The following is a 13,060-nucleotide window of genomic DNA, read 5'->3' on the forward strand; positions in this document are numbered from 1 at the left end:
TCACTCGTCCCGTAGGTCTGACATCCAGGATAGAACCGCACTTACCGGACAAAAAAGGCCCTACGCCTTGATTTTTTTCAGGTATCTCTCCCAGTCCCAGTGCGGCCCCGGATCCGTGTGGTCCGTCCCCGGCACCTCCACGTGCCCGATGAGGTGCTCGCGGTCCACCGGTATGCCGTACCGCCCGCATATCGCCGCCGTCAGCCGCGCCGAGGACGCGTACATGGCGTCCGTGAAGGAGGAGGCGTCGTCCACGAAGCCCTCGTGCTCTATGCCGACACTGCGCTCGTTGTACGCGCGGTTGCCCGCGTGGAAGGCCACGTCCAGCTCCCGTATCAACTGGGTGATCCGGCCGTCCTTGCGCACGATGTAGTGCGCCGCCGCACCGTGCGCCGGGTCCTGGAAGGCCTTCACCGCGCTCGCGTAGCCGCCCTGCGTGACATGGATGACGACCCGGTCCACGGCATAGTCGTCCGGCCGGTCCGCCCGCCGGTAGTTGGCCGGGGACGCCGGCACCCAGCGCGCGCCCCGGAAGTCCACGGCCCCCGCCGCCCGGGGCTTCTCCACACCCGGCAGCCGCCACCACAGGTGCGCCAGCTCCCCGCGGGCCAGCACGGCCGTGCCCACGGCCGCCGCCGCACCGCCGACGAGCAGGGCCCGCCGCCCCAGCCGCCGATCCGCGTCGCTCATGCCCTCCCCTTCCGGCCCGTTTCCGCATCCCGTTCCGCCCCTGTGATCGTCAACGGATATCCGGCGGCCCCGGTTCCCGCCGCCCCGTACCCTGGAAGGGCTATGACTGAGACCCCGCAGCGCCCCCTCCGCGTCCTCGCCGCCATGTCCGGTGGAGTCGACTCCGCCGTAGCCGCCGCGCGTGCCGCGGAAGCCGGCCACGACGTCACCGGCGTCCACCTCGCGCTCTCCGCGAACCCGCAGTCCTTCCGGACCGGCGCGCGGGGCTGTTGCACCATCGAGGACTCGCGGGACGCCCGCCGCGCGGCCGACGTCATCGGCATCCCCTTCTACGTCTGGGACCTCGCCGACCGCTTCCGCGAGGACGTGGTCGAGGACTTCATCGCCGAGTACGAGGCCGGCCGCACCCCCAACCCCTGCCTGCGCTGCAACGAGAAGATCAAGTTCGCCGCGCTGCTCGACAAGGCGCTCGCGCTGGGCTTCGACGCCGTCTGCACCGGTCACTACGCCAAGGTCGTCGTCCGCGAGGACGGCTCCCGCGAGCTGCACCGCGCCTCGGACATGGCGAAGGACCAGTCGTACGTCCTCGGTGTGCTGGACGAGAAGCAGCTCGCCCACGCGATGTTCCCGCTCGGCGACACGGTCACCACCAAGGAGGAGATCCGCGCCGAGGCCGAGCGCCGGGGCCTGGCCGTGGCCAAGAAGCCCGACTCGCACGACATCTGCTTCATCGCCGACGGCGACACCCAGGGCTTCCTCGCCAAGCGGCTCGGCAAGGCGGAGGGCGACATCGTCGACGAGTCCGGCGCCAGGCTGGGCACACACGAGGGGGCGTACGGCTTCACCATCGGCCAGCGCAAGGGCCTGCGCATCGGCACTCCGGCCCCCGACGGCAAGCCCCGCTACGTCCTCGACATCTCGCCGGTCACCAACACCGTCACCGTCGGCCCCGCCGCCGCACTGGACGTCACCGCCCTCACCGCGATCAAGCCCCGCTGGTGCGGCACCGCCCCCACCGGCCCCGGCACCTACACCGCCCAGCTCCGCGCGCACGGCGGCGAGACCGAGGTCACCGCGGAACCGGCCGGCGGCGAACTGCGCGTGACCTTCACCGAGCCGGTCCGCGGCGTCGCCCCCGGCCAGGCGATCGTCCTGTACGACGGCACACGCGTGGTGGGCTCGGCGACGATCGCGTCGACCACGCGCGCGACGGCCGCGGCGCTGTAGCCGTCGCTACTCCGTCAGGAAATCGGCCAGCACCGGCCCCAGCACATCCGGCTCCACCATGTGGGTCTGCCCCGGAAGCACCCGGTACGTGCCCTGGGGCACCGCTTCCGCGACGGCCTGGTTCGCCCTGTGCATCCACTCCGGGCTCGCGCCGCCCGCGACCGCCAGCACCGGCACGGAGATGGCGGCGATCCGGTCCCGGGGCAGCAGGCCGTCGCCCATGACCGCGTCGTCGTACGCGAGACTCGGCGCGACGGCCTCCATCCCGGCCCACATCGGCGACTGCCGGGCACCCCGGATGACGTCCTCGCCGAGGCCCGTCAGCCGCAGGAACAGCTCCACCGCGTCCCCGCGCCGGCCGTCTGCGAGGGCCTTGTTCAGCTGCTCCTTGTACACGGCCTCCCGCTCGGCGCCGCCCTGCAGGAAGTCGGCGTAGGGCACCTCGTAGACGGCGGCCCGGGCGACGGGCAGCCCGCTCGCCACCGCCCGCAGCACCAGCGCGCCGCCCGAGGAGACCCCGAACAGCGCCGCCTCGCCGCCCACGGCGTCGGTCAGCGCGGCCAGGTCCTCGATCTCGCGCTCGACCTCGTACGGCTTCGTGTCGCCGCTCTCGCCGCGGCCCCGGCGGTCGTAGACGACCGCGGTGCAGCGGCCCGCGAGCCGCTGGGCCAGGGGCGCCACCGTGCCCCCGGTGGACATGGCGCCGCTCACCAGGATCACCGTGGGCCCCTGGCCGATCACTTCGTACGCGAGGGACGTGCCGTCACGGGAAGTCGTCTTCTTGTCCATGCCCCTGCAGACTGCCGCACCGGCAACGGCTCACCGGTCACGACACGTCGGTTTCGTAGAAGCAGAAGTGATCCCTGATCGCGGCGACGTCCGGCTTCGGGTCCGGGTACGCCCAGACCAGATCGGGAGCGCCCGGCAGCGACCAGTAGGACGCCGTGCCCTTGAAGGGGCACTCGGTGTGCGTGTCGGAGGGGGTCAGCAGATCGACGCGTACGTCGTCGGCGGGGATGTAGTACCGCACCGGACAGCCCGTCTCGCGCAGCACCAGCGGCCGGTCGGTCTCCGCGAGCACCTGCCCGCCGTGCACCACGCGCACGTGCTGCTCGCCCTGTTCGATGGTGATCGTGTGTCCTCGGCTCATAGTGGGGACAGCGCCGGCGGGCCCGTGCTTCTTCCCGCGCACGGCGAAGACCCCGGACCGGAGCCGTACGGTGGGGGCCATGAACATCTGCGTCTTCCTGTCCGCCGCCGACCTCGACGAGCGGTACACGCGCCCCGCGCGCGAGTTCGCCGAACTGATCGGCAAGGCCGGTCACACCCTGGTGTGGGGCGGCTCCGACGTCGGTCTGATGAAGGTCGTCGCCGACGGGGTGCACGAGGCGGGCGGCAGGCTGCTGGGGGTGTCCGTGGAGTTCCTCGCGAACAAGGCGCGGCCCGGCACCGACGAGATGGTCATCGCCGCCGACCTCGCCGAACGCAAGAAGCTGCTGCTGGAGAAGGCCGACGCGGTGGTCATCATGGTGGGCGGTACCGGCACGCTGGACGAGGCCACCGAGATCCTGGAGCTGAAGAAGCACGGCCGCACCGAGAAGCCGGTCGTGCTGCTGAACACCGCGGGCTTCTACGACGGCCTCAAGCAGCAGTTCCGCCGCATGGAGGCCGAGGGCTTCCTGCCCCGCCCGCTGTCCGAGCTGGTCTTCTTCGCCGAGGAGCCGGTCGGCGCGCTGGCCTACCTGGAGGAGCAGACGGGCGAGCGCTGATGCGAGCATGGCGGGCATGGCTACTCATGTGATCACCGGGGCCGGGTCCGGCATCGGCGCGGCCGTCGCCCGCCGTCTGCACGCGCGCGGGGACGAACTCGTCCTGCACGCGCGCGACGCGGGCCGCGCGAAGGAACTGGCGGCCGAGTTCCCCGGCGCCCGCACCCTGGTCGGCGACCTGGCGGACCCCGACAAGCTGTCCTGGGCGTTCTCCCACCAGACCCTCCCGGACCGCGTGGACTCGCTGCTGCACATCGCCGGCGTCGTCGACCTGGGCGAGGTCGGCGACCTGACCCCCAAGTCCTGGCGCCACCAGCTCAACGTCAACCTGGTCGCCCCCGCCGAGCTGACCCGGCACTTCCTGCCCCAGCTGCGCGCCGCCCGCGGCCATGTGATCTTCGTCAACTCCGGCGCCGGCCTCACCGCCCACGCGGGCTGGTCCGCGTACGCCGCCTCCAAGCACGGCCTGAAGGCCCTCGCCGACTCGCTGCGCCAGGAGGAGCACGCGAACGGCGTCCGGGTCACCTCGGTCTACCCCGGCCGCACGGCCAGCCCCATGCAGGCCAAGGTCCACCAGCAGGAGGGCAAGGAGTACGACCCCGCGCGGTGGATCGACCCCGAGTCGGTCGCCACGACGATCCTCATGGCCCTGGACCTGCCCAGGGACGCGGAGGTCAACGACCTGACGGTGCGACCGGGACGCTGACCCCGGCCGAGGGGTTCCGTAGGCTTCCCTGGTGAGCGAAAACAGCCAGTTCAGGTTCGCCGGGGCCACCGGTGTCGGGTCCATGCCCGGTGACGACGCCCGCGAGGCCGCCAAGACCGTCACCGGCAGCTTCGAGGACTTTCCCTTCCTGCCCGAGCTGCCCGCGCGCGGACCCGGCGCCGACATGATCGGCCGCACCGCGGGGATGCTCGTCGAGCTGTACGCGCGCGTGGAGCCCAGCGGCTGGCGGATCGGGGACCGGCCGGGGCGGGACACCAAGCGGGCGCGCTCCTGGCTGGGGGAGGACCTGGACGCCCTGGAGGAGTTCACCCAGGGCTACCAGGGCGACCTGAAGGTGCAGGCGGTCGGCCCCTGGACGCTGGCCGCCGCGCTGGAACTGAAGAACGGCGAGGCCGTCCTCTCCGACGCCGGTGCCTGCCGGGACCTCGCCGCCTCCCTCGCCGAGGGGCTGCGCCTCCACCTCGCCGAGGTGCAACGCCGCGTACCGGGCGCCCGCCTCGTCCTCCAGCTCGACGAACCCTCCCTCACCGCCGTCCTGCGCGGACAGGTCCGCACCGCCAGCGGCTACCGCACACACCGGGCCGTGGACCGGCAGGTCGTGGAGGCCACCCTGCGCGATGTCGTCGGGGCGCACGGCGGCGGACCCGTGGTCGTGCACTCCTGCGCCCCCGACGTGCCGTTCGCGCTGCTGCGGCGGGCCGGCGCAGCAGCGGTCTCCTTCGACTTCACCCTGCTCACCGAACGTGACGACGACGCGATCGGTGAAGCCGTCGAGGGCGGCACCCGGCTGTTCACCGGTGTCGTGAGCGGGACTCAAGGGCCATTGTCAGACCCTGCCGGTAGCGTCATGGGTGTCAGGACGCTGTGGCGCAGGCTGGGTCTGCAGCCGGGGCTGCTCGCCGAGGCGGTCACGGTCACCCCCGCGTGCGGTCTGGCGGGAGCTTCCCCCGCCTACGCACGGCAGGCGCTCGCCCACTGCGTCCGGGCGGCGAGATCCCTCGCGGACAACCCAGAGTAACGGGAGGACGACACGGTGGCCGGCGACAAGCAGCAGGCGGAGACGGCAGTGCCCGCCGAGGCACGTGACAAGCACGCGCAGCTCGCTGAGCAGATCGAGGAGCACCGCTTCCGGTACTACGTGAAGGACGCTCCCGTCATCAGCGACGCGGAGTTCGACAGGCTCCTGAAGACTCTGGAGGCCCTGGAGGAGCAGTTCCCGGAGCTGCGCACCCCCGACTCGCCGACCCAGAAGGTCGCGGGGTCGTACGCGACGGAGTTCACCGCGGTCGAGCACCGCCAGCGGATGCTGTCGCTCGACAACACCTTCAACGACGACGAGCTGGCCGCCTGGGCCGAGCGCATCGCGCGCGAACTCGGCGACCAGGACTACCACTTCCTGTGCGAGCTCAAGGTGGACGGCCTCGCGGTCAACCTGACGTACGAGAAGGGCCGGCTCACGCGCGCGGCGACCCGCGGCGACGGCCGCACCGGCGAGGACATCACCCCCAACGTCCGGACGATCGCGGAGATCCCGGACCGCCTGGGGGGCGACGAGGTGCCCGACCTGGTGGAGATCCGCGGCGAGGTCTACTTCCCGATGGAGAAGTTCCTCGAACTGAACGAACGCCTGGTCGCCGCCGGTGACAAGCCGTTCGCCAACCCCCGCAACGCCGCCGCCGGTTCACTGCGCCAGAAGGACCCGCGGGTCACCGCCACCCGCCCGCTGCACATGGTCGTCCACGGCATCGGCGCCCTGGAGGGCTTCACGGGCATGACCCGTCTCTCCCAGGCCTACGACCTGCTGAAGACCTGGGGTCTGCCCACCTCCCCGCACAACCGCGTGGTTGACGACCTCGACGGCGTACGCGAGTTCATCGCCCACTACGGCGAGAACCGCCACTCCGTGGAGCACGAGATCGACGGTGTGGTCGTCAAGCTGGACGAGATCCGTCTGCAGGGCCGCCTCGGCTCCACCGCGCGGGCGCCGCGCTGGGCGATCGCCTACAAGTACGCGCCGGAAGAGGTCAACACCAAGCTCGTCGACATCAAGGTGGGCGTCGGCCGCACCGGCCGTGTCACGCCGTACGCCCAGGTCGAGCCGGTCACGGTGGCCGGCAGCGAGGTGGAGTTCGCCACCCTGCACAACCAGGAGGTCGTCAAGGCCAAGGGCGTCCTCATCGGGGACACGGTCGTCCTGCGCAAGGCCGGTGACGTCATCCCGGAGATCCTCGGCCCGGTGGTCGACCTCAGGGACGGCAGCGAGCGGGAGTTCGTGATGCCGGGCGAGTGCCCCGAGTGCGGCACCCCGCTCAGGCCCATGAAGGAGGGCGACGTCGACCTCCGCTGCCCCAACGCCCGTACCTGCCCGGCGCAGTTGCGCGAGCGCGTGTCCTACCTCGCGGGCCGCGAGTGCCTGGACATCGAGCACTTCGGCGGGGTGGCCGCCGCCGCGCTCACCCGGCCGCTGGAGCCGGCCGACCCGCCGCTGGTGGACGAGGGCGACCTGTTCGACCTGACGGTGGAGAAGCTGCTGCCCATCAAGGCCTATGTCCTCGACCCCGACAGCGGTCTGCCCAAGCGGGACCCCAGGACGGGCGAGGAGAAGGTCGTCACGGTCTTCGCCAACCAGAAGGGCGAGCCGAAGAAGAACACCCTCGCACTGCTGGAGAACATCGAGGCGGCCAAGTCCCGCCCCCTGGCCCGCTTCCTGAACGGCCTGTCCATCCGGCACGTCGGACCGGTCGCCGCGCAGGCACTCGCCCGCGAGTTCCGCTCCATCGACCGCATCGAGCAGGCCACCGAGGAGGAGCTGGCGACCACCGACGGCGTCGGCCCGACCATCGCCGCCGCGCTCAAGGAGTGGTTCGCCGAGGACTGGCACCGCGAGATCGTCCGCAAGTGGAAGGCCGCCGGGGTACCGCTGGAGGACGAGTCGACCGGCGAGGAGGAGGGCCCGCGCCCGCTGGAAGGGCTCACGGTCGTCGTCACCGGCACCCTGGAGCACTTCACCCGGGACGGCGCCAAGGAGGCGCTGCAGAGCCGGGGCGCGAAGGTGACCGGATCGGTGTCGAAGAAGACCTCGTTCGTCGTCGTGGGGGACAACCCGGGATCGAAGTACGACAAGGCCATGCAACTGAAGGTTCCGGTTCTGAACGAGGACGGTTTCGGTGTCCTCTTGGAGCAGGGTCCGGACGCGGCGGCCGAAGTCGCGCTTCCGACCGGGGAGTAGCGGTTGAAGGCCACCCGTTCGGCGCATATCAGTTGCATACGGGTGGCCCGGGCGCATTCGGGCAACCGTCGACGACCGGTGCCCGTGGAAGCCTTCCGCGGCCTACTGTTGAGAGGTGCACCTGCCGTGCCCGGCTGCGGTTGGGGCATCCCCGTGCGCTCCGAGTGTGCGCGGAAGGTTTCTTCGACGCGGAGCTGCTGATGGGTGCCGGACATCGGGCCGCGTGGCGTGGGCACCGCCGGCTGTGAGAGGGACGGGAATGGAACCGACCGAGAGCGTCGCCCCCGACTCACGGCTGCGCCTGCGCCGTCGCGCGGGCGCCTGGCGGGGGACCCGGTGGACGGGGCGGGGCCACGGGCGTCCGGGCGGCCGGGCCCGCGCGGCCGGACCGGCCACCGCCACCGACGCCCCCCCGCCCATACCCCTGGTCATCGAGACCGCCCCCGGCCTGACCGGCACAGGCACGGGAACAGGCACCGAGACCGAACGGCACCTGTCCTGGCCCGCGCTGCCCGCGGCCGTCGTGGCCGCGGCCGCGTTCGTCCTGGGCGCCGGCTTCTACCGCGCCTTCAGCGGCCACCACGCCCTCTTCCCGTGCGGCACGGTCGGCTGGTCGCTGGCCCTGCTCACCGGCGTCATCGTCGGCCACCTCGTCATGCTCGGCCGCGCCCGCTGGTGGGGCGGCACCGGCTCCGGCGCCGCCCTCACCCTCGCCGTCCTGCTGCTCTACGGCTGGGTGCCCGCCGGCATGGTCAGCCTCACCGTCGTCGTCCTGGTCGGCATCGCCCGGCGCCACCGCTGGCGGCAGGGCGTGCTGCACGGCGCCGTGGACCTCCTCGGCATCGCCGCAGGCGCACTGCTGCTCGGCGCGTTCGGCCGGGTCCCGAGCGTCGAGACGCCCTGGCGGCCGGACCGCTGGAGCGCCGCCACCGCCCCCGAGGTCGTTCTCGTCGCCGTCGCCTACCTCGCGGTCAGCCGCGGCCTGCAGTGGTACCTGTACGCCCCGCGCAACGGCAAGGTGCCCACCGTCGCCCGTACCGCCCTGGTCAGACAGGGCCTGGTCGCCGTGGCGCTGCTCGGCATCGCACCGCTCCTGTGCGTCGTCGCCGAAGCCCAGCCGATCCTGCTCCCGCTGTTCGCCATCCCGCTCATCGCCCTCGACTCCAGCCTGTGGATGGCCCGCGCGCGGGCCGAGGAGCAGCTGCGCGACCCGCTGACCGGCCTGCCCAACCGGCAGTGGCTGCTGGAGCGGATCTGGACCGCCCTCGACGACGCCGAACGCATCGGCGCCCGTTCCGCGCTCATGCTGATCGACCTCGACCGGTTCCGGTCGGTGAACGACACCCTGGGCCATCTCGCCGGTGACCGGCTGCTGCTGCAGATAGCCGACCGGCTGCGGCTCGCCCTGCCACGCGGAGCGGAGGCCGCGCGACTCGGCGGTGACGAGTTCGCCGTGTTACTGCCCGTCGCCGACTCCACCACGTCGGCCACGCGCGTGGCCCGCGGCCTGGTCGCCGCGCTCAGCTCCCCGCTGGACCTCGACGGGCTCACCCTCGTCCTGGAGGCCAGCGCCGGCGTCGCCGTCTTCCCCGACCACGCCCTGGACGCCGAAGGGCTGCTGCGACGGGCGGACGTGGCGATGTACCAGGCCAAGAGGGACCGTACGGGCGTGGAGGTGTACGAGTCCAAGCGGGACTCCAACACCCCGGACCGGCTCGGTCTGCTGGGCGATCTGCGCCGCGCCCTGGACGCGCACGAGGTGCAGCTGCACTACCAGCCCAAGGTCCGCTTCGACGGTCAGGTCGCCGGCCTTGAGGCGCTGGTGCGCTGGGTGCATCCCGAGCGGGGCAAGGTTCCGCCGGACGAGTTCATAGCGATCGCCGAGTCCTCCGGGCTGATGCCCCATCTGACGGAGTACGTCCTGGAAACCGCGCTCGGCCAGGTCGCCAAGTGGCGCGCGCAGGGGCTGCGGGTGCCGGTCGCCGTCAACGTCTCCCCGCGGGACGTCCACACGCCCGGTTTCGCGGGGTCGGTCGCCGCGCGGCTGGCCCGGCACGGGGTCCCCGCGGGGGCCCTGCAGCTGGAGATAACCGAACATGTGCTGCTGGAGGATCCGCAGCGGGCCGCGGACACCCTCGCGGGTCTGACCGGGCACGGCGTGAAGATGTCGCTGGACGACTTCGGTACGGGGTATTCGTCGCTGGTGCATCTGCGGCGGCTGCCGGTGAGCGAGCTGAAGATCGACCGGTCGTTCGTGGCGCGGCTCGCGGTCGACACGGAGGACGCGGAGATCGTGCGCTGCACGGTGGATCTCGCCCATTCACTCGGTCTGCTCGTCGTCGCCGAGGGCGTGGAGGACGACGAGACCTGGGAGCGCCTGCGGGACCTGGGGTGTGACGCCGTGCAGGGCTGGCTGGTCGCCGCGGCGATGCCGCCCGAGGAGACCACGGCGTGGTTGCGGGCCCGCGGCTCCCGGGGATGGCAGCGGCCTCGCGCGGCGTTGCCTGCCGGCGAGTAGCCCTTGGGGCTGGCTTCGCTGGGACGGCGCCTCCGGGGTGAGGGCCTGGCCCTGCCGGCCGCCGGTGCCCGTGCCGAGGCGTGGTTCATGCTCGCCGTGGCACTCGTACCGCCGGCGGACACGGTGATGGTGCCGCGCCACGGCGGCGCCGAGGCCGTGGCCCCGGGATGCACTCCGCCACGGCGGTCGTGGTCCTGACCAGCGCCGGACTGCTGTTCGCGGTCCGACGACACCGCGCGACCTCACCAAGGGGGAAGCCATGTCCCTGTTCGTGCCCGAGTTCGACGACTCCGTGATCGTCCGTGGCGCCGAGGCCGAGGTGCTGGGGGGTGCCCCCGTCGGCGTCCAGCTGCTGGCCGACAACAGTGCGACCGGAGGGGCGCTGTCCACGGTGCGGGTCACCCTGGCGGAGGGCGCCGACGGCGCGCGGCCCCACCTCCACCACCGCGGGGCGGAGATGTTCTACCTGCTCGACGGGTCGGCCGAGATCCTCTCCGGCGACGACATCGTCACCGCCGAACGCGGCGATCTCGTCATCGTCCCGCCGGAGAAGCCGCACGCCTTCGCCGCCGTCCCGGACGCGCCGGCGGACATCCTCATCGTCTTCGCCCCGGGCATCGAGCGCTTCGAGTACTTCCGCCACCTGCAGCGCATCCGCCTCGGTGAGGCCACCCCGGAGAGCATCCTCGACGTGCAGGAGCGGTACGACAACCACTTCCTCAAGAGCGAGGTCTGGGACGGCCGCCGGGGCTGACGCGCGGGGCCTCACGGAAACCGTTTCACGGCCACCTGTCCCCGCCCCATAGGATTGGTCTCAAACCACACACACTCACCCCAGAGGATCGCTGCATGCCTGGCATCACGCGCGAGGAGGTCGCCCACCTCGCCCGGCTGGCGCGTCTGGAGCTGAAGCCCGAAGAACTCGACCACTTCGCGGGACAGCTTGACGACATCATCGGCGCGGTCGCCCGCGTCAGCGAGGTCGCCGACCAAGACGTACCGCCGACCTCGCACCCGCTCCCGCTGACGAACGTCATGCGGCCGGACGAGGTCCGTCCCTCGCTCACCCCCGAGCAGGCGCTCTCCGGCGCCCCCGCCCAGGAGCAGCAGCGTTTCAAGGTGCCGCAGATCCTGGGGGAGGAGTGACCACCATGACGGACAGCAACATCATCAGGCTCACGGCCGCGCAGATCGCCGAGAAGATCGCCTCCGGCGAGCTGACGGCCGTCGAGGTCACCGAGGCCCACCTCGCCCGCATCGAGGCCGTCGACGAGAAGGTGCACGCCTTCCTGCACGTCGACCGCGAGGGCGCCCTCGCCCAGGCCCGTGCCGTGGACGAGAAGCGGGCGCGGGGGGAGAAGCTCGGTCCCCTCGCCGGCGTCCCGCTCGCACTCAAGGACATCTTCACCACCGAGGGCGTGCCCACGACCGTCGGCTCGAAGATCCTCGAAGGCTGGATCCCGCCGTACGACGCGACGGTCACCAAGAAGCTGAAGGCCGCCGACGTCGTCATCCTCGGCAAGACCAACATGGACGAGTTCGCCATGGGGTCGTCGACCGAGAACAGCGCCTACGGCCCGACCGGCAACCCGTGGGACCTCACCAAGATCCCCGGCGGCTCCGGCGGCGGTTCGTCCGCCGCGCTCGCCGCCTTCGAGGCGCCGCTCGCCATCGGCACCGACACCGGCGGTTCCATCCGCCAGCCGGCCGCCGTCACCGGCACCGTCGGCGTGAAGCCGACGTACGGCGGGGTCTCCCGCTTCGGCATGGTGGCGTTCTCGTCCTCCCTGGACCAGGGCGGCCCCTGCGCCCGTACGGTCCTGGACGCGGCCCTCCTGCACGAGGTCATCGCCGGGCACGACCCGATGGACTCCACCTCCATCGACGCCCCGGTGCCGCCGGTCGTCGAGGCCGCCCGCAACGGCAGCGTCCAGGGCATGCGCGTCGGCGTGGTCAAGCAGTTCCGCGGCGAGGGCTACCAGGCCGGCGTCATCCAGCGCTTCGACGAGTCCGTCGAGCTGCTGAGGGAGCTGGGCGCCGAGATCGTCGAGCTGGACTGCCCGTCCTTCGACCTCGCCCTGTCGGCGTACTACCTGATCGCGCCGTCCGAGTGCTCCTCCAACCTGGCCCGCTTCGACGGCCTGCGCTACGGCCTGCGGACCGGCGACGACGGCGGCCACTCGGCCGAGGAGGTCACCTCCCTCACCCGCGAGGCCGGCTTCGGCCCCGAGGTCAAGCGGCGCATCATGCTCGGCACGTACGCCCTGAGCTCCGGCTACTACGACGCGTACTACGGCTCCGCGCAGAAGGTCCGCACGCTCATCACGCGCGACTTCGAGAAGGCCTTCGAGCAGGTCGACGTCATCGTCTCGCCGACGACGCCCACCACCGCCTTCGCGATCGGCGAGCGCGCCGACGACCCGATGGCGATGTACCTCGCGGACCTGTGCACCATCCCGACCAACCTGGCGGGCAACGCGGCCATGTCCCTGCCCTGCGGTCTCGCCCCGGAGGACAACCTCCCGGTGGGCCTGCAGATCATCGCCCCGGCGATGCAGGACGACCGCCTGTACAAGGTGGGCGCCGCCGTCGAGGCCGCCTTCGTGGAAAAGTGGGGACACCCGCTGCTGGAGGAGGCTCCGTCGCTGTGAGCAAGCTGTCCAAGGCCAAGGACTTCAAGAAGTCCAAGTCCGGTACGTACCTGTCGATGGCCACCACCGCGTTCGGCGCGTTCGGTGTCGCCAAGCAGATCAAGAAGGCCCGCGCCGAGCACGACACGCTGCGGCTGATCGACGCCACGGTCTCCGCCGTGGCGATCGTGACCGGCCTCGCGATCCTCTACCGCGAGCTGAAGCGGCTGGGCGACGACGACGTCCTGCTGGGCTGAGAGGGAAGTTTTC

Annotated in this window: 13 protein-coding genes and 1 pseudogene; 11 read left to right on the forward strand and 3 right to left on the reverse strand. The window is 71.8% G+C overall.

All coding sequences use genetic code 11. The annotated features are described in order from the left end of the window. Positions 1-60 precede the first annotated feature (60 nt). A complete protein-coding gene (locus tag ABT171_RS05370) occupies positions 61-690 on the reverse strand; it encodes an N-acetylmuramoyl-L-alanine amidase (RefSeq protein WP_351240055.1) in 630 nt (209 codons plus the stop codon). A 102-nt stretch (positions 691-792) separates the two neighbouring features. Between ABT171_RS05370 and mnmA the strand changes: the two genes are divergently transcribed. Further along, positions 793-1,917, forward strand: coding sequence for a tRNA 2-thiouridine(34) synthase MnmA (mnmA, locus tag ABT171_RS05375; protein WP_351240057.1), 1,125 nt, complete (start codon positions 793-795; stop codon positions 1,915-1,917). 6 nt (positions 1,918-1,923) lie between these two features. On the opposite strand, the gene ABT171_RS05380 is transcribed toward mnmA, so the two are convergent. Continuing rightward, positions 1,924-2,706 (reverse strand): alpha/beta fold hydrolase, encoded by a 783-nt coding sequence (locus tag ABT171_RS05380; protein ID WP_351240059.1) that lies wholly within the window; start codon positions 2,704-2,706, stop codon positions 1,924-1,926. 37 nt (positions 2,707-2,743) lie between these two features. Further along, on the reverse strand, positions 2,744-3,067 hold the full coding sequence (locus ABT171_RS05385; protein WP_351240061.1) for a DUF427 domain-containing protein: 324 nt from the start codon (positions 3,065-3,067) through the stop codon (positions 2,744-2,746). A 79-nt stretch (positions 3,068-3,146) separates the two neighbouring features. Here ABT171_RS05385 and ABT171_RS05390 point away from each other — a divergent pair, with 79 nt between their 5' ends. From ABT171_RS05390 to ABT171_RS05435, 10 genes and pseudogenes are all read left to right on the forward strand, one after another. Beyond that, complete coding sequence (locus ABT171_RS05390) at positions 3,147-3,686, forward strand: LOG family protein (protein WP_351240063.1); 540 nt, start codon at positions 3,147-3,149, stop codon at positions 3,684-3,686. Positions 3,687-3,693: 7 nt separating this feature from the next. Beyond that, the gene (locus ABT171_RS05395) at positions 3,694-4,392 is read left to right on the forward strand and encodes an SDR family oxidoreductase (RefSeq protein WP_351240065.1); all 699 of its coding nucleotides are present in this window, start codon (positions 3,694-3,696) and stop codon (positions 4,390-4,392) included. 31 nt (positions 4,393-4,423) lie between these two features. Beyond that, positions 4,424-5,431, forward strand: a complete 1,008-nt coding sequence (locus ABT171_RS05400) for a methionine synthase (protein ID WP_351240067.1) — start codon at positions 4,424-4,426, stop codon at positions 5,429-5,431. Positions 5,432-5,446: 15 nt separating this feature from the next. After that, positions 5,447-7,642: an NAD-dependent DNA ligase LigA gene (gene ligA / locus ABT171_RS05405; protein WP_351240069.1), complete on the forward strand. Its 2,196-nt coding sequence runs from the start codon at positions 5,447-5,449 to the stop codon at positions 7,640-7,642. A gap of 259 nt (positions 7,643-7,901) precedes the next feature. After that, complete coding sequence (locus ABT171_RS05410; RefSeq protein ID WP_351240071.1) at positions 7,902-10,160, forward strand: putative bifunctional diguanylate cyclase/phosphodiesterase; 2,259 nt, start codon at positions 7,902-7,904, stop codon at positions 10,158-10,160. A 42-nt stretch (positions 10,161-10,202) separates the two neighbouring features. Continuing rightward, a pseudogene (locus tag ABT171_RS05415) lies at positions 10,203-10,384 on the forward strand (DUF4267 domain-containing protein); the annotation flags it as partial. A gap of 35 nt (positions 10,385-10,419) precedes the next feature. Continuing rightward, a complete protein-coding gene (locus ABT171_RS05420; protein ID WP_351240073.1) occupies positions 10,420-10,914 on the forward strand; it encodes a cupin domain-containing protein in 495 nt (164 codons plus the stop codon). Positions 10,915-11,009: 95 nt separating this feature from the next. Further along, entirely contained in the window at positions 11,010-11,306 is a 297-nt protein-coding gene (gene gatC / locus ABT171_RS05425) for an Asp-tRNA(Asn)/Glu-tRNA(Gln) amidotransferase subunit GatC (protein WP_004925108.1), read from the forward strand. Between the two features lie 5 nt (positions 11,307-11,311). Then, the gene (gene gatA / locus ABT171_RS05430) at positions 11,312-12,811 is read left to right on the forward strand and encodes an Asp-tRNA(Asn)/Glu-tRNA(Gln) amidotransferase subunit GatA (RefSeq protein ID WP_351240075.1); all 1,500 of its coding nucleotides are present in this window, start codon (positions 11,312-11,314) and stop codon (positions 12,809-12,811) included. Next, positions 12,808-13,047: a hypothetical protein gene (locus tag ABT171_RS05435; protein ID WP_351240077.1), complete on the forward strand. Its 240-nt coding sequence runs from the start codon at positions 12,808-12,810 to the stop codon at positions 13,045-13,047. The genes gatA and ABT171_RS05435 overlap by 4 nt, the downstream gene beginning before the upstream one ends. The last annotated feature ends 13 nt before the right edge of the window (positions 13,048-13,060 follow it).

The organism is Streptomyces sp. NPDC001851 (assembly GCF_040297165.1).
Classification (GTDB): domain Bacteria; phylum Actinomycetota; class Actinomycetes; order Streptomycetales; family Streptomycetaceae; genus Streptomyces.